Genomic DNA, 20,243 nt, shown 5'->3' on the forward strand with positions numbered 1-20,243 from the left:
GCCGGTCGAGCCGGTGCGGGTCGACGCGCCGCGGCTCGACGCGCACCGGCTCGACCCGCGACCGGATTCTCGGACCTCCCCCACACCCTGCCGAGAAGGGCACCCGACATGCTCCGTTCGAACCACAGGCCACAGGCCCCCCGCCGACTGACGAGAACGCTCCTCGCCGGCGCCCTCGCGGCGTCCGGCCTCACCGCGCTCAGCGGCCTCTCCGCCGCCCCCGCACAGGCCGCCGCCGAGCAGGTGAACATCTGGCTGACCACCACGGACGACGCCGGCGGCCGCCATGTCACCCGCGGACTCCAGCAGCAGACCCCGATCAACTTCCAGGCCGGAAACGGCGGCAGCGGCACCACCCTGACCGTCGACGAGAACACCCGCTACCAGACCTTCTCCGGCGGTGGCGCCTCGTTCACCGACACCGCCGCCTGGCTGATGAAAGGTTCCGGCGCCCTGTCCCAGGCAACCCGGGACGCGACGATGAAGAAGCTCTTCTCGCCGACCGAGGGCATCGGCCTCTCCTTCGTACGCAACCCCATGGGCGGCTCCGACCTGGCCCGCTTCGGCTACACGTACAACGACCTGCCGGCCGGCCAGACCGACCCCGCCCTCACGCGCTTCTCCCTCGCCCACGACCTCCAGGACGTCCTGCCGCTCACCAAGCAGGCCAGGCAGCTCAACCCGGCGCTCACGCTCGTCGCCTCCCCGTGGACCGCCCCCGCCTGGATGAAGGACAGCGGGCAGCTGAACGGCGGCTGGCTGAAGGCCGAGAACTACGGCACGTACGCCGACTACTTCGTCAAGTACCTCCAGGGCTGGCGCGACCAGGGCGTCCCCGTCGACTACGTCACCGCCCAGAACGAACCGACGTGCTGCTCCGGCTACCCGTCGATGAGCTGGAACGCCTCCGGCCTCGCCTACTTCACCAAGAGCGAGCTGCTGCCCAAGCTCCGGTCCGCCGGCCTGCCCACCAAGGTCCTCGCCCACGACTGGAACTGGGACACCTACGACGCGTACGCCGCCCAGACGGTCGACGACCCAGCCGTGCGCAGCCACCCGAACTTCGGCGGCGTCGCATGGCACGGCTACGGCGGCAACGTCGCCAAGCAGACCGAGATCCACGACCGCTTTCCGCAGCTTGCCGCCTTCCAGACCGAGCACTCGGGCGGCACCTGGATCGCGAACCAGCAGCGCGAGGACATGATGAACATCATCGACTACACCCGGAACTGGGCGAAGTCGGTCACCAAGTGGTCCCTCGCGGTCGACCAGAACCGCGGCCCGCACAACGGCGGATGCGGCACCTGCGACGGCCTGATCACCGTCCACAACGGCGGTTCGCGGCACGGCCAGGTCGACTACACGATCGAGTACTACACCATGGGCCACCTCACGAAGTTCGTACGGCCCGGCGCCCAGCGCATCGCCTCCACCGCCGGCTCGACCGTGCCCAACGTCGCCTGGCGCAACACCGACGGCTCGAAGGCGCTCATCGCCTACAACGACTCCACGACCGCGCGGCCGGTCACCGTCAACTGGGGAGCGCAGCACTTCACGTACACCCTCCCCGGCAAGACCTCCGCCACCTTCAACTGGGCGGGCACCCAGAGCGCCACCCAGGGTCTCGTCGGCCTCGGAGGCAAGTGCCTCGACGTGGCGGGCGGCGCCGACGCGGACGGTACGCCCGTCCAGCTCTGGGACTGCAACGGCTCGGCCGCACAGCACTGGACGGTCCACCCCGACGGCACGGTCCGGGCGCTGGGCAAGTGCCTCGACGTGACCGGGGGTTCGACGTCGGACGGCGCCAAGGTCCAGCTCCACACCTGCAACGGCACGGGCGCCCAGCGATGGCGTCACGAAATCGCCTCCTCGGACCTGGTGAACGTGACGGCCGGCAAATGCCTGGATGCCTCGGACCACTCCTCGGCGAACGGCACGCGAGCCCAGATCTGGGCGTGCACCGGAGCGGCCAACCAGAAGTGGCGCCTGACCTAGGGCTTGGGGAGGTCTGCACCTCAAGGGGGCCCGGGGGCTCTCGGGGAGGTCCTCTAGGGTGGGTGCGCATGACCGACCGCGTACTGGAGCTCCTGCGTACCCGCCCCGACCTGGCCGACCTCGCCGCGTATCCCTTCAACTTCGACATCGGCCGGGCGTACCACGTGGAAGCGGTCCACCTGGCGTCCGGCGCGTCGCTGGAGCCGATCGCCGGCGACGACACCGGCGGCACGTACTTCCTGTGCGGCGGAACGGCAGTACTCCACGCCTCCTCCGACGGCTATGCCTCGCTCCTCGCCGACTCCGTGAGCGAGGCGCTCGAGATCCTCGTCCGGCTGCCCTGGTGGTGCGAGAACGTCTCCGCCGAGCTGGACGAGGAAGGCCTGCTCGCCGCCGTACGCGAGGGGGACGACGAGGCCCGTGAGGAGTTCGCCCCCGAACTGGACGCGCAGAGGGCTGCGCTGCTGGCCGGTCTGGGGCTGCCCGACCGGCCGCTCACCGAGCTCCACGCCCTGTCCGAGTCGGCCACCAGGCGCACCGAGCCCGACCACCTCCTGCTCAACTCCGACGAGCTGTGCGCGTACCGGCTGGAGGATTCCTACCGGCGGCCCCTGCGGGACACCGTTCTCGCCCCGGGACGGGCGGCGCTGGAGGGGCTGCGCTCCGGCGATCCCGCCGTACGGGCGGAGACGGCCACGGATCCGGTGCTGCGCGCGGGGGTGCTGCGTGCGGCACGGTCCGACCGTCGCGACGGTGATCTGCAGCTCCTGCGGTTCCTCCTGGAGCGCGAGAACGACGTACGGACCGAGAGGTTCGAGGAGCGGTGGCTGGCCGCGATGCTGGTCGGCTCGTACGGGCAGGACGACGACGTGCCACTGCTGCGCGCGGCGACGGCCGGCCAGATCACCGACAGCGCCGAGGCCGTGGAATGGGCCCGCGCCGAGGAGTCCCGGCGCCCGGAGCACGAGTTCACCTGGATCGATCTGGCCCACCGGCAGGGCCGTGTCGAGCACGCCCGGACCGCCCTCATCCGTCTGCTGGACGACACCGGCCCGGACGCCGATCGGCTCCGGGACCTGAGTCGCGCACTGGAACGCCTCGGCGACCACGCCCAGGCAGCCCGCGCCCAGTTCAACCTCCTCTCCCTCCAGGACGCGCCGGGGGACCGCGCCCGGGAGGCCTCCGTCCTCGCGCGCCTGGAACGCCACAAGGGCGACCTGCCGGCCGCGGCCCGCGCCCTGGACCGGGCACGGTCGGCGCTCGACGCGTTCCCGCAGGGCAGGCGCCTCGGGCTCGGCCGTCTGGTCACGGAACAGCACCTCGAACTGACCCTCGCCGCCGCGGAGTCGGGCGCCGACGAACTCGCCCGCGCGACGATGACGCACGCCAGGCCCCTGCTCGCCGGTATGGCCAAGGAGTCGGCGAAGTCGCTCAGCGACCTGTCCACCCGAGCCAAGTGGACCGTCGCCCGGCTGCCGTCCGGGAACACGTCGCGCGCGCTCCCGGACGGAGTTGGGGCGCCGGGCCCCGGGATCAGTTGACGAAGACCGGGGCACCGCCCTGGGTGGTGTCCTGGATCGGGCCGTACTTGGCGGTGAAGAAGCCGTTGGCCGGGCAGGTGCCGGGGCCGCTGGCCTTCGTGAACTGCTGGTTGGCGAAGGCGAGCGAGTTGTCGGTGTTCGACGGGGTCGCCGTGAGACTCGTCGCCCGGTAGACGCAGGTCGTCAGACCGAGGATCGTGTTGATCTTCAGCGTGGTCTGGATGGGACCGGTGCTGCCGGCGGTCACGGTGAGCGTCCCGCCCGAGGTGACGGCCGTGGTGTAGGGCAGGTTGTTGACCGTGATGCTCTGAACGCCGGTCGCTCCCAGGATGTTGGTCGTGCAGGTGCTCAGCGTGTGGGACGTCAGCGTTTCGGTCGCGGTGCCGGGTGCGGCGGGGTTGCTGGTGACCGTGGCGCTGAACGCGGAGGAGTTGCAGGTGATGCCGGTGCTGCCGCCCGAGGTGGTGGCGATCTTGGCGGTGGTGCCGGAGGCGAGCGAGGCGGCGAGGACGTCGCCGACCGCGGCGGACGGGCCGCTCGCGCTGCCGGTCGTCAGCACCGTACCGGCCGCACTGGCCGGGTGGGTGACGGCCAGGACGGCGGCGAGAGCCGCTCCGGCGGAGGCTAAGAAGGCACGCTTGTTCATGGTGGGGGTCCTTTCGTACCAGGGTGGCGGTGGTGGAACTCGGCTCTGCCGGGGATGCGGGGACATCACCCGGTGCGGGCACGCGTGAGTGGCCGACGGCAGCCGGTGGCGGGGGAAGGGTGCGGCTCGAAGGAGGCATGCAGAGCGACGGGCATCCCTTGCCGGCCCGATCCGGCGCCACGGATCGGCCCGACGATGTCGCGGGACGCGACGAGAGCGTGATACACGGTGCTGTGTGCGGTGCTGTCCGGTGTGCGGTGTCGGGTGGTCCGCGTCCCCGGGGGACCGGGCCGCCGACCGCACACACGAGAGGAAAACCCATCAGGGTTGTAAACCTGTGGAGTATGTGACGTCAACAGCCCCGGGGGGATGTGGCCGGTGAAGGGTGCTCGTCCGACCGAGGAGTGGCAGGCTCTGCCCGGCGCGCGTACGGGCCGCGACCCGGAGCGCTCCCTGCGCCCCGGCCCCCGGCGGCTGACGCCGGAACAGGTGGCGTCGAGGCAGCGCGAAAGGCTGCTGGACGGGGTGGCCCGCATGGTCGCGGCGCACGGGTACGCCGGTGCCCGGATCAGCGACATCTGCCGCGCCGCCGGAGTGACCCGGCCCGTGTTCTACGCCCTGTTCACGGGCAAGGAGGACGCGGTCCTCGCCGCGTACCGGAGTGGTACGCAGATGGTGGTACGGGCCATGCAGAGGCCGTACGAGGAGGCGGGCGGCGCGGCCTCCTGGCCGGCGGCCGTGCGGGCCGGGCTGCGGACGATGCTGGCGCTCCTGTCGCAGACCCCGGCGTTCGCGCGCATGGTCGTCGAGATCGAGTCGGCGGGGCCTGCCGGGCGCCGCGCGCGGGCCGAACTTCTGGCCAGTTTCCGCCGGTTCTTCGTCGACGCTCCGCCCGCACCGCCGGGGGTGGAGCGCGCGGAGCTGGTGGACACCGTCGTCGGAGCCGTCCACGCGGCTGTGCACCGCGCGGTCGACGAGGGCCGGACCGGAGAGCTGCCGCGTCTGCTCGACACGCTGGTCCACGTCGTGGTGGCGCCGTTCACCGGCGCGAGTACCACTGCCGGTGGGGATGACGGGACCGACGGGGGCACCTGCACCTGACATCCCGTACCTCGCGCACCACCAACACCTATCCACTGCACGGTAGTTGACTGGGCAGTAACGACGGGCTTACGGTCCAGGCGGTTCCCTGCCACGCGGCCGCCTCCGTGCACCAGACACGAGGAGAACCCGGGCGGGGTCGGGGGACCGTCCGCGCCAGGACACCACCGCCACCAGGTCTGTTTCCTCATCATTGTCAGGAGCACCTCATGGCCATGTCCGAAGGCCCCGCCCTGCCCGAAGAGCCCACCCCCGCCCGCTCCTTACCGCCGGGCGAGGACCTCCGGCGGCGCGGCCGCGTCCGCTTCCGGCGCTCCGCCCTCATGGCGGCCCCCGCCTGCGCGATCGCGGCGACCCTCGTCGTCCTGACGGCCCAGGGCGCGCTCGCCGCCCAGTTCGCCATCTCCGGCATGCCGTTCACGGTGAAGGCCGACACCCTCAAGGGCACCGGCTTCGGCCAGTTCGGCGCCCTGGACACCATGCCCGAGGGCAGCCCGAACGCCGGCGACACCGGCGGTCAGGTCCTGGTCATCGTGACCGCCATCCGCCAGGCCGAACTCACCAACCTCTGCCAGAGCGTGGAACTCGGCGGCACCCATCTGCGCATCACGGCGGGCAACAGGGGCACCCCGGTCAAGGCCACCGGCCTGACCACGGACTCCACCGAGATCTCCGGCAAGCTCGCCGCGTTCGACAACATCGAGATCGGCGGGGACGCCAGCACCTTCGACAAGCCGCCCGTCAAGGGCCCGCTCGGCGTCTTCGGCCAGCAGGCCGACACCGTCACCATCACCGACGTGCACCAGACCAACTACGCCACCACCGCGACCCGCTTCACCCTGCCCGACCTGCACATGAGCTTCCACTCCGAGGGCTGCTGACGATGACACCGGCGACACCGGCCCCGTCGGGGACGCCGACATCACCGGAGACAGCGCCTCCAACGGCTACAGGCTCACCGGGAGGCGCCGGCCGGCACCCCTGGCGCGCCTTCGGCCGATGGCGGCACCGCCGCCCCTTCGGCCCCGGGGTCATGATCATGCTGGGCGGTGGCGAGATCCTCCTCACCCAGCAGGCGAGCATCTCCGTGATCCTCGCGGCGGGGGCCGACAGCCTCGTCGGCTACGTCCTGCCGGTCATCATGATCGTGTGCGGGGCGCTGATCGTCCTCAACCCACGCCAGCGCCTGTTCTACTCGATCGTCGCCGTCCTGGCCTCGCTCGCGACCTGGGTCACCTCGAACCTCGGCGGATTCTTCATCGGCCTGCTCCTCGGCCTCGTCGGCAGTTCGCTCGCCTTCGGCTGGCTCCCGGACCAGCCCCCACGCCGCCGCCTGCGCCTGCTTCTCACGCGCCGCCGTAAGGAGGCGTAGACGCGACGAGGCCGTCCCGGCGCCGATGGGCGCCGGAACGGCCTCGTACGAACGGCCGACCCCGGAGTGCCGGACCGACTAGTCGGTGCCGGACTCCATGGCGGCCCGGTCCAGCAGCTCCTCGATGCCGGAGACCTCGCCGCGCGAGGCGATGGCCTCGGCGCCGCCGTGCGGCATCGTGCCGATCAGCCCGGTCGCGGCCGCCTGGGCCGCGCCGATGGCCGGGTTGGCGGTACCGATGAGGCCGAGCCCGGCGTACTGCTCCAGCTTGGCGCGCGAGTCGGCGATGTCGAGGTTGCGCATCGTGAGCTGGCCGATCCGGTCCACGGGGCCGAACGCGGAGTCCTCGGTGCGCTCCATGGACAGCTTGTCCGGGTGGTAGCTGAACGCCGGACCCGTGGTGTCGAGGATCGAGTAGTCCTCACCGCGCCGCAGCCGCAGGGTCACCTCGCCCGTGACGGCCGCGCCGACCCACCGCTGCAGCGACTCGCGGATCATCAGCGCCTGCGGGTCGAGCCACCGGCCCTCGTACATCAGCCGGCCGAGACGCCGGCCCTCGTTGTGGTACTGGGCGAGGGTGTCCTCGTTGTGGATGGCGTTGACGAGGCGCTCGTACGCCGCGTGCAGCAGGGCCATGCCGGGCGCCTCGTAGATCCCGCGGCTCTTGGCCTCGATGATCCGGTTCTCGATCTGGTCGGACATGCCCATGCCGTGGCGGCCGCCGATGGCATTGGCCTCCATGACCAGGCTGACGGGGGAGGAGAACTCCTTGCCGTTGATCGTCACCGGCCGGCCCTGGTCGAAGCCGATCGTCACGTCCTCGGGGGCGATCTCGACCGAGGGGTCCCAGAACCGGACGCCCATGATCGGCTCCACCGTCTCCACGCCGGTGTCGAGGTGCTCCAGGATCTTCGCCTCGTGGGTGGCGCCCCAGATGTTGGCGTCGGTGGAGTACGCCTTCTCGGTGCTGTCCCGATAGGGCAGACCGTGGGCGAGCAGCCACTCGGACATCTCCGTACGGCCGCCGAGCTCGGTCACGAAGTCCGCGTCGAGCCAGGGCTTGTAGATCCGCAGATGCGGGTTGGCGAGCAGTCCGTACCGGTAGAACCGCTCGATGTCGTTGCCCTTGAAGGTCGAGCCGTCGCCCCAGATCTGCACGTCGTCCTCGAGCATCGCCCGCACCAGGAGGGTGCCCGTGACGGCGCGGCCGAGCGGCGTGGTGTTGAAGTACGCGCGACCGCCGGAGCGGATGTGGAACGCTCCGCACGTGAGCGCGGCCAGGCCCTCCTCGACCAGCGCCGCGCGGCAGTCGACCAGCCGGGCGATCTCGGCGCCGTAGGTCTTGGCGCGGCCGGGCACGGAGGCGATGTCGGGCTCGTCGTACTGGCCGATGTCGGCGGTGTACGTGCAGGGGACGGCGCCCTTGTCGCGCATCCACGCGACGGCGACCGACGTGTCGAGCCCGCCCGAGAAGGCGATTCCGACGCGCTCGCCGGAAGGAAGGGAGGTGAGGACCTTAGACATAGGAAGAGTATGCATAATCTCGCATGATCATGCAAAGTCACCTCCGGAACCTGATGGTGTTCTGCTGCGTGAGGGACAGGGTGAGGACGGTCGTGGCCGTCGTGGCCCCGAGGATCGCCCCCGCCAGGACATCGCCCGGATAGTGGACGCCCGTGTGGACCCGGGAGTAGCCGACGGCGCAGGCCAGGGCCGTCAGGGGTAGGGCGGCGGGCGGCAGGACGTAGCCGACGGCGGAGGCGAAGGCCACGGCGGAAGCGGTGTGCCCGGACGGGAAGGACGCCGAGGTGGGCATGGGGACGTGCCGGTCGATGATGACCCGGGCCGCCTCACGGTCGGGGCGGGACCGCCGTACGAGACGCTTGCCGAGCAGGTTCGCCGTGGCCGAGGCCATGGCGACCGCTCCGACGCCGAGGGCGGCGGCGCGCCGGGGCCGGCCGGGGGCGAGCGCGAGTACGGCGGCGATCCCGAAGGAGATCTTGGAGTGGTCGGCCGCCGCCGAGAGCCGCCGCAGGCGCGTGTCGAGGGCCGGTGTGGGCGTCGCGGCGACCGCGGCGTAGACGGCGCCGTCGATGGCCCGCAGATCGGCGAGGACGGAGGTGACGCCGTCCGAGAACCGTCGCCCGGCACGCCGGGCCTTCTCGGTCCGCGTCTTCTCCTGCTCGTGCGCTTCGCTCATCGCCCTCTCATTTCGTTGATGGCTCCCGTCCCTCCGCTCACTCACGTCCGGCCTTCCCCTGGAAGGCCAGCTTGACGACACGGCGCCAGTCGAGCGGAGGGGCGACCGGCGGTGCCCCGGGCCGGACACGCGGCACGCGTACCCGCAGTGCCCGGCGTCGGACGGTGCAGGTCACCGGGACGGGAAGCGTGATCGCTTCACCGTCCACGGCGACGGGGATGGTCTCGGCGTCGCAGGTCACTTCGACGCGGTGGGCGGTCAGGACGTTCAGACTGTCGGAGAGAGACCCCCGCAGCGCGAGCTCGGCCGCCTGCGCCGCGCCTTCCACACGTATGCCGATGACTCCCAGCCGTCCGTGGTCGAGGCGCGGACGGCGACCGCCCGAGAGGGGGTCCGGCCGGGCGTAGGCGTTGTTGCTGACCAGCAGTGCCTGCTGGGACGTCAGACGGGTCTTGTCGGCGGTGGCATCGAACCGTGGACCGGACTCGTGCAACAGGTCGGGCATCGCGTCCAGAGCGGTCTCCGCCTTGGCGTCGCGGTACTCGGGGCGCTCCACGACCCGCGCGTACACCCCGAACGACACGGTGTTGACGAACGGCCTGCCCTCCACGCTGCCGAGATCGACGCGGAGTTCCTCGCCGTCCGTGAGGGCGCCGAGAGTACGCGACGGATCGGTACGGTCCAGGCCGAGGTCCATGGCGAAGTGGTTGCGGGTGCCCGCGGGGATGACCATGAACGCCACGTCGTGCTCGGCGGCGACCGCGGCGACCTGGGCCTGCGTACCGTCGCCGCCCGCGACGCCGAGCAGATCCGCCCCCTCGGAGACGGCCTTGCGGGCCAGGGCGGTGACGTCGAAGTCGCCGGACGGTTCGAGCAGCACCACCCGGGCGCCGAGCCGCTCGGCCTTCTCGACCAGGTCGAACTGGCCGACCTTGCCGCCACCCGAGGCCGGATTCATCAGCAGGACGGGCCGCTCGGGAGGCCTGCGGGGCTCCGCCCGCATGACATGACGGGCGTGCGGCCGCCGCAGGGCAGCCCGCGCACAGGCCAGCGCCACGCCCCACAGTCCGACCGCGACGAGCGCGGTCAACCACAGATCGCTCCGTACGAACAGCACGATCAGTCCCACGGGCGCGCCGACCATCAGGACGACACCGAGCCACCGCCGCGGCCCTCGGTGGGCCAGCGTCCACCAGATGCCCGCGGCCGAGACGACCAGCGCGGCGAGACCGCTCGCGACGATCAGCAGCCCTCCGCCTCCGAACGCCAGAAGCAGCACGACGACGGCCGCCACGACGGCCACCACGGCCGCCCGGGCCCACAGTCGCGCCGCCCGGGCCGAGGTGTCGGCACCACTCGCCCCCACTGCCATCGTCCCCACCTCACTGGCCGCCAGGCCTCCGCACCGTCATCACGCCAGCCTTCCCGCACCAGCGCCCCGACAACGCCCCGACGCACCCGTCCGGGTGATGCCCGGAGCGCGTGCGTCCAGTGTGCCGGTCCTGGGAATGACGCTGCCCGGAGACACGGCCGTGAATCAAGATCGGCGCCGGGAGTCTCCGACGCCCGCGCGGCTGACGCCGAGAACCCGCAGCCGCGGGTTCGGCCGACACCGAGGTACTACTGATCCTCGGCTTCCAGGCGCCGGAGGTGAGGGGCTTCGGCTGCCGATCGGGCAATCCGGTCTGATGAAGCCGACGCCCCGACCGCAAGGGGCTACGTGGCCGACTCGTCCTCGTCCATGACGAGACCCGAGCTGACGGGGCGTTCGTCGTCGACGAGGGTGAGCCGTCGAACGGCCCAGCCGTCGAGCAGGGTGCAGGCCCATGCAGGGTCGTAGGCCGCGGTGGGCAGCTGGGGTATTCGCTTCCGGCCGGTGTCGTCGAGCCGGTACGGGACGTCGAAGGCCGTGTTCCAGTCGGCCAGGTCCGCGGCGAAGCGCTCCTCAGCTTCTTCCGGCCCCATGCCGATGTACTGGCCGATCTCCGCCCATGAGCTGCCGCGCTCCCGCTCGTAGACGACGGCCGAGACAAGGGCGCGCTCCGCGAACTCCATGAGCTGGAACGCCTGGCTGACCCGGCCACCGGGACCGGTGTCGGGGTCGTTCCCGGTGGCGACCAGAGCCGTGGCCCCCTCGCTGAGATCCACGGCGTGATCGCAAAGGACCAGGCGAGCCAACGCCTGGCGCGTGAATCCGGCACGGTCGGCGTCATAGGGGGTCGTCTCGGTCACGCGGGCAGCCTGGCAGCTTGCGCCCGGCTTCGAGCACCCGATTTCCGCCGAGCGCCCCTCATGCCGACTGTGGGGCGCCTTCGTACGGGCGACCTGAACCCGACAGCGAGCCGTCAGCACCGGAGTCGGTGTGGTCGGTGGCGGGGGCGTCCTGCCCAGGCGCATCGCGACGCGGTGGGCGGCCCACCAGCGGCGGAAGCCACGCCACGCCCCTTCAGCGGTCATGTCGACCGCGAGGCGTCGATCTCTTCCTGGAGCGCCCGAGCCTGCACCTCAAGCTCTGCGATCCTCGCCTCGCGCTGGTCGGCCACCGCCGAGATGCGCGCCGTTTCGGCGGCGATCACGGCACATGCCTGATCGACAGCAGCGTCCAGCTCCTCGTCGCCGGCGACGAGGGCGAACTCCTCCAGCGCGCGCTTCACGGCATCGGAGCCTCCCCGGGCGTAGATCTGCTGGAGCATTTCCTGGTCAAGCCGGTCCGTCACGGTCAGGTGCCGCCTTTCGCTCTACGGACCCTGGCAAGTCGGGGCCCGGCCTCCACAGACGCGCCCCTTCCACGGGGACTTGGGATGTGCCGCCCTGGTGCAACGCCCTGGCAATGGAGAGGTCACGCTACCCGACAGCCAAGGCGCAACGCGGCCCGCGGGCCGACGGTGCAGACGGGAGGCCACCGCGCATTCGCCTTCCCGCCCCTGGGCAACAGACGGCACGCGGTCACCCCGCGATCGCAGGCGGCCGAGGCACCGGGCGCCGCGATCAGCGCACCCGTACGGCCGCGCTCGCGCACCGTCAGCGGCGGCACTCGTAGCGATGGAGGCGCGACCGGGCTTCGGCTTCCGTGGTTCCGAGGCCTTCAGCGATCATCTGCCAGGGGATCCGGTCGCCGCGCACGGCGAGGTACGCGGCCGTCGCGCCGCTCGAGGCGGAAAGCGTGTCCAGCTCGCCCACGGCCTTCAGAGCGGCCAGCGGGGCTTCGTCGGCCAGGCGCTCGAGCTGCTGTTGCAGAGCGGCGAGCAGGTCGGTGATCTCGACCGGCAGCGGAACGCTCCGGGCCTCGACATCGTCCAGGTGCGCCTGCCAGTCCTCCTCGGGCGCGGACGTGTCGTACAGGAACGGCTGACGCCGTACGACCTGGTCCCAGTCGACGGGGTAGGAGGCGTCCGCGCGCCAGCCGCAGGAACACCTGGCCCGAATCCGCCCGGCCCGTGGCGCGCCGAACGTCCCGTCGTAGATCCACCAGTCCGTCGACTCCTGGAGGGAGCCGCCACTGCCCGTGTCGAAGCGCACCGGCCCCGGTTCGCTCCCGTCGGCCAGCAGCACGCCGACCGCCCCTCGGTGCGCGCCGAAGTTGTCCCGCTCCCACTCCATGGCTCTCCTCGCCCGCAGGTCTCGGCCGCCCGTCGAGCGGCTCCTCGCCGCGGACACGATGGGCCAACCGGGCGCCCTCCGTACGGGAATCCGTGGAGAACCACTCCCATGTGCGATCGCCACCGGCATATGTCGGCCACCAGGAAGCGAATTCACGCCGATGTCGCGCACGGCGGATGCCCCCGCGCACCGGCCCCTGAGACCGCCGGCCCCCGCGTGGGTGCCCAGCCCGCACGCAACGCCCTTGCGGTTCGGCGTTCCAGGACCTGGCGCGCAGTCCGGAGCACCCGGCCGGGTAGGGACGTCTACGGCAGGATCGAATCCACGTACCCGCCGTCAACGCGCAGTGCCCCGCCGGTGGTGGCCGAAGCCTGGTCGGAAGCGAGGTAGACGACCATGTTGGCGATCTCCTCGGGTTCGATCAGCCTCTGCACCAGCGACTGCGGCCGATACTCGCGCATGAACGCGCGCTGCGCCTCGTCCCACGGCAGGTCGCGGCCGACGAGCTCGTACACGAAGTCCTCCACGCCACCGGTGTGGGTGGGCCCGGCGATCACCGAGTTGACGGTGACACCCGTACCGGCCGCCTGTTTGGCGAAGCCGCGCGTGACGGACAGCAGGGCCGTCTTGGACATGCCGTAGTGGATCATCTCGGCGGGGACGACCACCGCCGAGTCGCTGGCGATGTTCTGGATCCGGCCCCATCCGCGCTCGCTCATGCCGGGCAGGTACTGGCGGATCAGCCGCACCGCCGCCAGCACATTCACCTCGAAGTACCGGCGCCACTCGTCGTCGCTGATCTCCAACGGGTCGGCCGGCCCGAAGATGCCGAGGCTGTTCACCAGGATGTCCACGTCGGGCAGCGCCTCGGCGACAAGGCGCGCGCCCTCCTCGGTGGCGACGTCGGCGACGACCGGCACCGGGGCGGTGCCCGAGGCCTGGCGGTGAATGTCGGCGACGGCCTGTTCCACCCGTTCCCTGGTCCGGCCGTTGACCCCGACCAGAGCCCCTGCGCGGGCCAGACCGATGGCGATGGCCGCGCCGATCCCCTGGGTGGAGCCGGTGACCAGCGCGGTACGTCCTGTCAGATCGATGCGCATGAGCGGACCTGTCCTTGCAGCTCTCGTACGGGTGTGATCAATCGCGATCGATCCCCTACCCGATCCGCAGCAGGAGCAACGGACGTTCCCCTTCTCAGCATTCGTACGGCCCCAGAATCGACACCTCCGCGACCGGGGACGCTGCGGCGACGGGCCTGTCGCGGCCGCGAACCCAGCGGCCTGACCGCTCGCCAGTGGCTTCGGGCCCTCCGTGGTCGGGCCTGACCGGGTTCCCGGGACGTGCCGTTCTACCAGGGGTTGCTGCCATGGGCGCCAGCCGGCTTCCGGCGCCACCGGGGCGCGAGTTCGTGCGGGAACTCGGCACTCCGGTGTTCCACCACCGCCCCGACGCCACCCGCCGATGTACTGCGAGACGCTTATGGCCGGTGCACTCCCGGAAAGGCCCTACGGCGGGGTGAGGATGTCGAGCCGAGCGGCGAGGTCGGGATGGGCGGCGGTCAGGTGGGGGCGGGCGGCGGTCAGGGGGGCGATGAGGTCGGCGGGATCGTCGTGCGCGAGGGCTGCGTGCAGCTCCCTGAGCGGGTGGCGGGCCGCGGCGGGCAGGTCGGAGAGGGCGGCGATCTGGCCGGCGATGCGGCGCAGGTCGGCCGCGTTGCGGCGGGCCCAGGCGACGGTGCTTCGTTCGGCGGCCCGGGCCTGGCGGGTGGCCTGGACGCGCTGCTCGCCGGTGGTCCCGGCGGCCCCGGGACGGCCGCGCAGATAGCGGCGCTCTGCGGCCTGGCGGCTGGCGACTCCCAACGGGTCGGCGAGGTCGGCCCAGCTGGCGCCCGCGTCCCGGGCCGTCTCGATCAGGCCGGTCTCCCAGCCGGCGAGCTGCTCGCGGACCTGCCGCAGCAGCGACAGGGAGGCCAGGGCCTGTTCAGGACCGGGGCCGGGAGCGTCGGGGGCGTAGGGGATCTCGCGTTGGGCTTCGCGCAGGGCGTCTTCTATGGCGTGCAGGGCCGCCGCGGCGGCAAGGAACGACACCGGGCTGTCGGCGTCGGTGCTGTACGGGGACGGCTGGTCGGCCGGGGTCACGGACACCTCCCTCGGGTCGTCATCACTTCGACGACATTCATGTTTGTCATCCATTGGATGACATGCTACAACGGAAGTCAGTGAGGCGCATTGGCAGCAACTGCCCTGACCTGCTGGAGGTGTTTTCACGATGTTGATGCGCACTGACCCCTTCCGTGAGCTGGATCGGCTGGCGCAGCAGCTGATGGGCCCGGGTACCTGGTCCAAGCCGTCGGCGATGCCGATGGACGCCTACCGCGAAGGCCACGAATACGTGGTGGCCTTCGACCTTCCCGGCGTCACCGCGGACGCGATCGACATCGACGTCGAGCGGAACATGCTGACGGTCAAGGCTGAGCGTCGTCCGACGACGAAGGCCGACGATGTGCAGATGGAACTGGCCGAGCGGCCGCTGGGCGTCTTCTCCCGCCAGATCGTGCTCGCCGACACCCTCGACACCGAGCACATCGAGGCCGACTACGACGCGGGTGTGCTCACCCTGCGTATCCCGATCGCCGAGCGTGCAAAGCCCCGCAAGATCTCCATCGGCGTCGGATCCGGCCACAAGGAGATCTCCGGCTGACATCGGCCGGACAGGTGCGGAGGACGGGCACCTGATCTCCCCTCGCCCGCCTCCGCACCCCCGTGGGCAGTCCGAACACGAAGGGTGGCGGCCGAGATGACTCTGCGACGCGAAGCGTTCCTCGACCACGTGAAGGAGCGCGGTGAGTACGGCACTTCGGAGGAAGCCGAGCGTGCGGCCCGGGTCGTGCTGGCCCTGCTCGGCGCGCACCTGGTCGGCGAAGTCCGCGCCCAGCTCGCTGCACGTCTGCCGGAGGGCTTTGCACTGATCCTCCTCAATCCGCTGCAGAGCGCCGAACCGCTGTCGCCGGAGCGGTTCGTCCGGGCGGTCGCAGCCTGGATCGAGGGCGCCACGGAGCAGACCGCGAGCTGGGACGTCAGCGCCGTGCTGTCCACGGTCGCCGACGCCGCCGGCGACGACCTGCTGGGCCAGACGCTGCTCCAGCTCCCCGCCGGCTACGACCTTCTCTTCGGCCGTCCCCAGCCCACCTGACCAGTACCGCGGTGCCACACACCGGCACCGCTCCACCCCGACTCCACGAAAGGCATGCACCGCAGTGATCACCGACGTGCGCGTACCGCTCGAGCACCAGCAGCCGTACGGGACGGCGTACGAGCAGATGCTGGAGAAGGTCCGCTACGAAGGCGCTTACCCCACCCGCGAGCGAGCCGACCAAGCCGTTCGCCTGGTCCTTGCGGGGCTGGGACGTCAACTGACCGGCGACGAGCGCGTCGACTTGGCCGCCTGCCTGCCCTTGGAGGCCGCACGCGCCCTGACCGCACAGATCCCCGACACCCAGCCCCTGACCGGCTGGGCTTTCGTCAAGGACCTCGCCACCCGCAGCGGAGGCTCCCTGGCCACCACCCGCTGGGACACCGGCTCGGTCTTCTCCGCCGTCGCCGCCTACGCCGGCCCCGACCTGATGACCCGTATCCTCCACCAGCTCCCCACCGGCTACGCCCTGCTGTTCGGCCAAGCCGAACTGAACGCCGCCGCATAACGGTCGGTGTCCTTCCGGCGCGGGGGAGCGTGGCGACGCCGCCCTCGCGCCCGGAGGAGGCACGGATCGCCGGCGCCTGAGCCGCGAACGCGCAGGCCACCGGGGACCGGGTTCAGGTGTGCAGTCGGCTGTTGGGTCCCTCCCAGCCGTCGGCGGCTTCGTCGTTGAACCAGTAGTCGCCGGCCGCCAGGTAGCGGAACGAGTGGACGGTCTTTCGGGGTAGCGCGACCGTGACGGCCCGCGTCTGGTCCTCCCGGAGATGGAGGGGGTGGGCGTACGGATCCCAGCCGTTGAAGTCACCCACGACGCTGACCGGCCCGGGCGGGCTGTCGGCGGGAAGTACGAAGGTGATGTCGGTACGGTTCTTGCGCTGCTTGCGTTCGAGCATGGGGACCTCTCCTGTCGGCGCCGTGCGGGCGAGCGGGGAAGCGCGTCCCATCCTGCTCTCGCCGCGTGCACTGCCACGCCGACATGGCCGTTAGGGTCACACGGCCAGACGTCACCGAGCTGATGCGTTGGGCCGAGTGAGCGGGAGCCCCGCGCAGCCCGGCGGTTGCCGGCAGAACGGCTTCCCGTGGGACGGGCGAGCTTGGCAGCGGAGGCGCAGGGCAGACGGGATACATGACTGTGCCCAAGACCAGTGTCCTCGTCCTCGACTCCACCGACCCGGAACCTCTGGCGCGGTTCTACGCGTCCTTGCTGGGCGCGGCCGTGGAGCCCGCCGGGGGCGACCCGGACCTCCTGCTCGTCTCCGGCCGTTCCGGTGTCGTCCTGGGGATTCGCCGTGACCTCGGGCAGGCGCCACCGAGCTGGCCCCGCCCCGAGGACTCCCAGCAGGCGCACCTGCACATCCTCGTGGCCCCCGACGCCCTCGACGAGGCGGAGCGCGAGGCGGTCTCGCTCGGCGCACGGCCCGTGGCAGCCGTACGCGACGGCACCCGGACCGACCGGCGCACGGACCTGCGCCGCTACACCGACCCGGCCGGCCACTCCTTCGTCCTGGGCGTGACCTCCCCCGACCAGGAGAGCCCGCCCCTCCCGCACCCGCAACAACCCTGAACCTCTGCCTGAGGATGAGGGGCGGCGCGAGGCGGCGGGTCGGCCCGACACGCGGGCAGGCCGGACTGAGACTCGTCGCCGTGAGCACCACCGACACCTGCGCGCCGTCCCGGAATCCGAGATCCCGGACGACCACACCTGACCGGCGACATGTTTCTGAACCGCCCGGCTTTCGCACGCCGGAGGCTTCCCCGAGAGCATCCGCTCCCACGAGTCGGGGGGCCTCCGGCGCGTGGCGGTCGCGCCCTTCACCAGTCGATGTGTGCGGTGATCCATCCGGCGAAGGCGTCTTCATCGTCGGTAGGTGGAAGGTCGGGGCCGCAGCTGAGCGGTGTGCAGGAGAGTTGCAGATGGGTGAGGAGGCCGTAGGGACCGTTGTCGGCATGTGGTCCGAGCACCAGGGCGTGGGTGGCGGTGCGCCAGATCCGGTGTGTCAGTGGGGGACCGGTGACCACGGCCGCGGGGGAGAGGACTGCTCGCTCCGGCGCTGTGCCGAGGTGAGCCGTGACCGCCTGGGCGGCCTCGGTGAGTATGGTCTCGCAGTCCTGGTCGGTGCAGGGCCGGTGACCTGTCCAACCGGGCTGCCGCTGCCAGTCGTCGATGAGGCCGAGCAGCCACGATTCGTCGACCAAGTCCTCGTCGTCCGGGTCGACGGGGTAGAGCTCCGCGAAGACGAGGAAGGTCCGTGCGTCTGGGCGTCCGAACGGGCTCATGCCGTCGGTGCACAGCACGTGCCCGTGTGCGGTACGGAAGGAGTCGCAGACCAGTTCGTGTTCCCAGCGCCACCCCCGCTCCTGTACCACGGCGTCGACCGCGTCGAAGTTCTCCGGGACGTGCGCAGCGTCTGGAAGCTCCAGGAGTTCCGCGACGGCCTCAGACGTCAGCGGCCGGTGGGCGAGGGCATGTACGGGGAGCGGCATGTGAATCACTCTAGAAGCGGCCTGGGGCAGGCCGGGGGACCGCGAAGTTCCCCACGGAGCAGATCCGTAGGGCGGCGAAGCGCCAGGCGCAGGCCGCGGGTGGCGGAGCGCAAGGCGACGCCCGCGGGTGATGCGAGGGTGCCGGCGGATGTCACTGTCCGCCTCCGGACAGACCTGCTGGCGCCGCCTGGAGTCGGCCCTGAGCGTCGCGGCCGGCAGCCGCCCGCCGAGGGGCCGTCCCGAAGCAGGGCGGCTACTGTCCGGCGGCCACTCAGCGGCGCCTGATGCGGCGAGGAACCGCCGGGAACCTTGCCGCGAGCGCACGCGCGGCCCAGGGGAAACAGACGCCGTAGGCACAGGCGTATGACCATGCGCTCAGCGGACTTGATCGAGTCAGGTCTACTCGACCCGCTCGACGACGAAGAGAGGAATCTCCCGGTCAGTCTTGCGCTGGTAGTCCGCGTAGTCAGGGAACGCATCCACGGCCCGCTGCCACCACGCCTGCCGCTCCTCGCCAGTGACCAGGCGGGCCTTCATGTCCCAGACCTCCTGGCCGTCGCGCAGCTCGACCTGAGGGAAGGCGACCAGATTGTGGAACCACACAGGATGCTTCACCGCGCCGCCGTTCGATGCGACGAGCGCATAGGCCCCCTCGTGCTCCACACGCATGAGCGGCGTCTTACGGACCTTGCCGCTCCTCGCGCCGATACTCGTCACCAGCACGACCGGCAGGCCTCGCATCGTGGTTCCCTTCGTACCACCTGACGATTCGTACAGCTCGACCTGATTCCGCACCCACTTCGACGGACTGGGCTCGTAGACACCTTCGAGTGGCATGAACATCCTTTCCTGGGATCCGGCAACGCAGACTCGCATGACGCTATTCACAACGTCGGGGACACCGTCTCTATGCCCCCGCCGCAGGAACGACCCTTCCCCGCCGACGCAGGGAACAGACCCGTGAGTGCGTGACGAAGCCCCCGCCGGGGGAGCAGATGGCGGAGGCTACAGGCACCTGGCGGCTCAGGGAGGCCCCGACAACAGGGTTACGGAGGTTGTGTCTGAGGAGACCGGCGGCCGGGGGATCTGCCGGCCGGGCATGGGTCGGTGATCGCCACTCGGGCAGCCTGCGTCAGGCGACCAGTTCGTAGATGCTCCGGGCCGCCAGCCACAGGCCGATCAGCAAGGAGAGCGTGACGACCAGTTGGTCCTGGTGCTGCTCCAGCCAGCTTCGCAGGGCGTTCAAGCGGGTGTTCGCGACCGCGGGCGCCCAGACCGCGTACATCTCCATGACGATGAGGCTGAGCGTGGCCAGCAGGCAGTAGCCGGTCAGTGCGAGCCAGTCGGCGAGGGTGGAGAGGTTCGCGTCGAGGGCGGTCGCGGCGCCGGCGCCGACCAGGCCCCACGGCTGCAGCAGCCACGCCAGGCCGGCTGCGGTGACCAGGGATGCGCTGTCGACCCGCGCGGCCCAGCGGGGCGGGCCATGCGGGCGGGGCGGCCGGCGGTGCCGGTACGCGCCGTACACCACCAGTGCCACTCCGATGGCGAGCTTCGCGGCGATCGCGGCGGTCGAGGGCGCGCTGTGACGGGCGGGGGGCTGACCGCCGGTCAGCAGCACCACGACGGCGATCACCGCGATCAGGTTGGCCAGCCACGACAACAGGAACGCCAGACCCTTACGAACGCCGCGCCGCGAGGAGAGCAGAAGGATGAAGGCGCTGTTGTGCAAAGGCCCCAGGGTGATGGCTGTACCGATCGCAATCAGGTCGAGGACCATCGGACCAGTCGCTCCTGGGTCTCGGGGCTGTCCGCCACGCATGGACAGGGGGCTGGCCGGTAGGGGTGAAGCGTGTTACGGGACCGCGTTCCGACTCTGCATGTGGAGTCCCGGCCGGTCAAGCAGGCCACGCCCGTGAAGCATCGGTGGCCCGCTTGCAAGGCATCGCCGGCTTACGGCAGGGTCGGCATCAACGAGTCCACTGAGACGCGACCCTGGGCACCACCAGCCACTTCTTCAGCCCGGCCCGCGCCTGCCCGGCGCGAGCCGCGTTGGCGGTGCTGCCCGGCATCGGCCGGATGGGGACCGCCCTCGTCCAGCGACCGGGGCCG

Annotated in this window: 22 protein-coding genes; 9 read left to right on the forward strand and 13 right to left on the reverse strand. The window is 71.2% G+C overall.

Features of this window, described 5'->3' with window-relative positions; translation table 11 throughout:
* Window positions 1-108 precede the first annotated feature (108 nt).
* Window positions 109-1,995, forward strand: a complete 1,887-nt coding sequence (locus tag ACZ3OF_RS18090) for a ricin-type beta-trefoil lectin domain protein (RefSeq protein ID WP_467305516.1) — start codon at window positions 109-111, stop codon at window positions 1,993-1,995.
* Window positions 1,996-2,063: 68 nt separating this feature from the next.
* Complete coding sequence (locus ACZ3OF_RS18095) at window positions 2,064-3,536, forward strand: hypothetical protein (RefSeq protein WP_467305518.1); 1,473 nt, start codon at window positions 2,064-2,066, stop codon at window positions 3,534-3,536.
* Here the strand turns inward: ACZ3OF_RS18095 and ACZ3OF_RS18100 are convergent.
* Window positions 3,529-4,182, reverse strand: coding sequence for a Tat pathway signal sequence domain protein (locus ACZ3OF_RS18100; RefSeq protein WP_467305520.1), 654 nt, complete (start codon window positions 4,180-4,182; stop codon window positions 3,529-3,531). The genes ACZ3OF_RS18095 and ACZ3OF_RS18100 overlap by 8 nt on opposite strands.
* A 378-nt stretch (window positions 4,183-4,560) precedes the next feature.
* Between ACZ3OF_RS18100 and ACZ3OF_RS18105 the strand changes: the two genes are divergently transcribed.
* The 3 genes from ACZ3OF_RS18105 to ACZ3OF_RS18115 all read left to right on the forward strand — a co-directional run bounded on the left by ACZ3OF_RS18105 (window position 4,561) and on the right by ACZ3OF_RS18115 (window position 6,655).
* Window positions 4,561-5,283 carry a TetR/AcrR family transcriptional regulator gene (locus ACZ3OF_RS18105; RefSeq protein ID WP_361675626.1) on the forward strand — a complete coding sequence of 241 codons (723 nt, stop codon included), beginning with the start codon at window positions 4,561-4,563 and terminating at the stop codon, window positions 5,281-5,283.
* A gap of 209 nt (window positions 5,284-5,492) precedes the next feature.
* The gene (locus ACZ3OF_RS18110; RefSeq protein ID WP_361675623.1) at window positions 5,493-6,164 is read left to right on the forward strand and encodes a DUF6230 family protein; all 672 of its coding nucleotides are present in this window, start codon (window positions 5,493-5,495) and stop codon (window positions 6,162-6,164) included.
* Between the two features lie 152 nt (window positions 6,165-6,316).
* Window positions 6,317-6,655 (forward strand): DUF6114 domain-containing protein, encoded by a 339-nt coding sequence (locus tag ACZ3OF_RS18115; protein ID WP_467305523.1) that lies wholly within the window; start codon window positions 6,317-6,319, stop codon window positions 6,653-6,655.
* 78 nt (window positions 6,656-6,733) lie between these two features.
* On the opposite strand, the gene argG is transcribed toward ACZ3OF_RS18115, so the two are convergent.
* The 8 genes from argG to ACZ3OF_RS18155 form a co-directional block, all read right to left on the reverse strand.
* The gene (argG, locus tag ACZ3OF_RS18120) at window positions 6,734-8,179 is read right to left on the reverse strand and encodes an argininosuccinate synthase (RefSeq protein WP_361675617.1); all 1,446 of its coding nucleotides are present in this window, start codon (window positions 8,177-8,179) and stop codon (window positions 6,734-6,736) included.
* Between the two features lie 37 nt (window positions 8,180-8,216).
* Complete coding sequence (locus ACZ3OF_RS18125) at window positions 8,217-8,855, reverse strand: phosphatase PAP2 family protein (RefSeq protein WP_361675614.1); 639 nt, start codon at window positions 8,853-8,855, stop codon at window positions 8,217-8,219.
* A gap of 37 nt (window positions 8,856-8,892) precedes the next feature.
* Complete coding sequence (locus tag ACZ3OF_RS18130) at window positions 8,893-10,227, reverse strand: diacylglycerol/lipid kinase family protein (RefSeq protein WP_467305525.1); 1,335 nt, start codon at window positions 10,225-10,227, stop codon at window positions 8,893-8,895.
* A 344-nt stretch (window positions 10,228-10,571) separates the two neighbouring features.
* The gene (locus tag ACZ3OF_RS18135) at window positions 10,572-11,003 is read right to left on the reverse strand and encodes a hypothetical protein (RefSeq protein WP_361675609.1); all 432 of its coding nucleotides are present in this window, start codon (window positions 11,001-11,003) and stop codon (window positions 10,572-10,574) included.
* Between the two features lie 305 nt (window positions 11,004-11,308).
* On the reverse strand, window positions 11,309-11,572 hold the full coding sequence (locus ACZ3OF_RS18140; RefSeq protein ID WP_467305528.1) for a hypothetical protein: 264 nt from the start codon (window positions 11,570-11,572) through the stop codon (window positions 11,309-11,311).
* 304 nt (window positions 11,573-11,876) lie between these two features.
* Window positions 11,877-12,455: a hypothetical protein gene (locus ACZ3OF_RS18145; RefSeq protein ID WP_361675604.1), complete on the reverse strand. Its 579-nt coding sequence runs from the start codon at window positions 12,453-12,455 to the stop codon at window positions 11,877-11,879.
* A gap of 305 nt (window positions 12,456-12,760) precedes the next feature.
* Window positions 12,761-13,555 carry an SDR family NAD(P)-dependent oxidoreductase gene (locus tag ACZ3OF_RS18150; RefSeq protein ID WP_467305530.1) on the reverse strand — a complete coding sequence of 265 codons (795 nt, stop codon included), beginning with the start codon at window positions 13,553-13,555 and terminating at the stop codon, window positions 12,761-12,763.
* Between the two features lie 405 nt (window positions 13,556-13,960).
* A complete protein-coding gene (locus ACZ3OF_RS18155) occupies window positions 13,961-14,593 on the reverse strand; it encodes a type III effector protein (RefSeq protein ID WP_361675598.1) in 633 nt (210 codons plus the stop codon).
* A gap of 130 nt (window positions 14,594-14,723) precedes the next feature.
* Between ACZ3OF_RS18155 and ACZ3OF_RS18160 the strand changes: the two genes are divergently transcribed.
* From ACZ3OF_RS18160 to ACZ3OF_RS18170, 3 genes are all read left to right on the forward strand, one after another.
* On the forward strand, window positions 14,724-15,155 hold the full coding sequence (locus ACZ3OF_RS18160; RefSeq protein ID WP_361675595.1) for an Hsp20/alpha crystallin family protein: 432 nt from the start codon (window positions 14,724-14,726) through the stop codon (window positions 15,153-15,155).
* Between the two features lie 96 nt (window positions 15,156-15,251).
* Window positions 15,252-15,647, forward strand: a complete 396-nt coding sequence (locus ACZ3OF_RS18165; protein ID WP_361675592.1) for a DUF2267 domain-containing protein — start codon at window positions 15,252-15,254, stop codon at window positions 15,645-15,647.
* A gap of 64 nt (window positions 15,648-15,711) precedes the next feature.
* Complete coding sequence (locus ACZ3OF_RS18170) at window positions 15,712-16,155, forward strand: DUF2267 domain-containing protein (protein WP_361675589.1); 444 nt, start codon at window positions 15,712-15,714, stop codon at window positions 16,153-16,155.
* A gap of 112 nt (window positions 16,156-16,267) precedes the next feature.
* Here ACZ3OF_RS18170 and ACZ3OF_RS18175 read toward each other — a convergent pair whose 3' ends face one another.
* Entirely contained in the window at window positions 16,268-16,543 is a 276-nt protein-coding gene (locus ACZ3OF_RS18175) for an isoamylase early set domain-containing protein (protein WP_361675586.1), read from the reverse strand.
* A gap of 233 nt (window positions 16,544-16,776) precedes the next feature.
* Here ACZ3OF_RS18175 and ACZ3OF_RS18180 point away from each other — a divergent pair, with 233 nt between their 5' ends.
* Entirely contained in the window at window positions 16,777-17,214 is a 438-nt protein-coding gene (locus tag ACZ3OF_RS18180) for a VOC family protein (protein WP_467305534.1), read from the forward strand.
* A 248-nt stretch (window positions 17,215-17,462) separates the two neighbouring features.
* Here the strand turns inward: ACZ3OF_RS18180 and ACZ3OF_RS18185 are convergent, their stop codons facing one another.
* The 3 genes from ACZ3OF_RS18185 to ACZ3OF_RS18195 all read right to left on the reverse strand — a co-directional run bounded on the left by ACZ3OF_RS18185 (window position 17,463) and on the right by ACZ3OF_RS18195 (window position 19,911).
* Window positions 17,463-18,134, reverse strand: coding sequence for a hypothetical protein (locus tag ACZ3OF_RS18185; protein WP_467305536.1), 672 nt, complete (start codon window positions 18,132-18,134; stop codon window positions 17,463-17,465).
* A 399-nt stretch (window positions 18,135-18,533) separates the two neighbouring features.
* The gene (locus tag ACZ3OF_RS18190) at window positions 18,534-18,971 is read right to left on the reverse strand and encodes a nitroreductase family deazaflavin-dependent oxidoreductase (protein ID WP_361675576.1); all 438 of its coding nucleotides are present in this window, start codon (window positions 18,969-18,971) and stop codon (window positions 18,534-18,536) included.
* A 295-nt stretch (window positions 18,972-19,266) separates the two neighbouring features.
* Entirely contained in the window at window positions 19,267-19,911 is a 645-nt protein-coding gene (locus tag ACZ3OF_RS18195; protein WP_361675574.1) for a GAP family protein, read from the reverse strand.
* Window positions 19,912-20,243 lie beyond the last annotated feature (332 nt).

It is taken from the genome of Streptomyces sp. NPDC022552, assembly GCF_055561875.1.

What these genes read in the sequence shown, in the direction of transcription:
- ACZ3OF_RS18090 (WP_467305516.1), top strand. Translation starts at nt 109, where the DNA reads ATGCTCCGTTCGAACCACAGGCCACAGGCCCCCCGCCGACTGACGAGA.
- ACZ3OF_RS18095 (WP_467305518.1), top strand. Translation starts at nt 2,064, where the DNA reads ATGACCGACCGCGTACTGGAGCTCCTGCGTACCCGCCCCGACCTGGCC.
- ACZ3OF_RS18100 (WP_467305520.1), bottom strand. Translation starts at nt 4,182, where the DNA reads ATGAACAAGCGTGCCTTCTTAGCCTCCGCCGGAGCGGCTCTCGCCGCC.
- ACZ3OF_RS18110 (WP_361675623.1), top strand. Translation starts at nt 5,493, where the DNA reads ATGGCCATGTCCGAAGGCCCCGCCCTGCCCGAAGAGCCCACCCCCGCC.
- ACZ3OF_RS18115 (WP_467305523.1), top strand. Translation starts at nt 6,317, where the DNA reads ATGATCATGCTGGGCGGTGGCGAGATCCTCCTCACCCAGCAGGCGAGC.
- argG (WP_361675617.1), bottom strand. Translation starts at nt 8,179, where the DNA reads ATGTCTAAGGTCCTCACCTCCCTTCCTTCCGGCGAGCGCGTCGGAATC.
- ACZ3OF_RS18125 (WP_361675614.1), bottom strand. Translation starts at nt 8,855, where the DNA reads ATGAGCGAAGCGCACGAGCAGGAGAAGACGCGGACCGAGAAGGCCCGG.
- ACZ3OF_RS18130 (WP_467305525.1), bottom strand. Translation starts at nt 10,227, where the DNA reads ATGGCAGTGGGGGCGAGTGGTGCCGACACCTCGGCCCGGGCGGCGCGA.
- ACZ3OF_RS18145 (WP_361675604.1), bottom strand. Translation starts at nt 12,455, where the DNA reads ATGGAGTGGGAGCGGGACAACTTCGGCGCGCACCGAGGGGCGGTCGGC.
- ACZ3OF_RS18150 (WP_467305530.1), bottom strand. Translation starts at nt 13,555, where the DNA reads ATGCGCATCGATCTGACAGGACGTACCGCGCTGGTCACCGGCTCCACC.
- ACZ3OF_RS18160 (WP_361675595.1), top strand. Translation starts at nt 14,724, where the DNA reads ATGTTGATGCGCACTGACCCCTTCCGTGAGCTGGATCGGCTGGCGCAG.
- ACZ3OF_RS18165 (WP_361675592.1), top strand. Translation starts at nt 15,252, where the DNA reads ATGACTCTGCGACGCGAAGCGTTCCTCGACCACGTGAAGGAGCGCGGT.
- ACZ3OF_RS18175 (WP_361675586.1), bottom strand. Translation starts at nt 16,543, where the DNA reads ATGCTCGAACGCAAGCAGCGCAAGAACCGTACCGACATCACCTTCGTA.
- ACZ3OF_RS18180 (WP_467305534.1), top strand. Translation starts at nt 16,777, where the DNA reads ATGACTGTGCCCAAGACCAGTGTCCTCGTCCTCGACTCCACCGACCCG.
- ACZ3OF_RS18185 (WP_467305536.1), bottom strand. Translation starts at nt 18,134, where the DNA reads ATGCCGCTCCCCGTACATGCCCTCGCCCACCGGCCGCTGACGTCTGAG.
- ACZ3OF_RS18190 (WP_361675576.1), bottom strand. Translation starts at nt 18,971, where the DNA reads ATGCCACTCGAAGGTGTCTACGAGCCCAGTCCGTCGAAGTGGGTGCGG.
- ACZ3OF_RS18195 (WP_361675574.1), bottom strand. Translation starts at nt 19,911, where the DNA reads ATGGTCCTCGACCTGATTGCGATCGGTACAGCCATCACCCTGGGGCCT.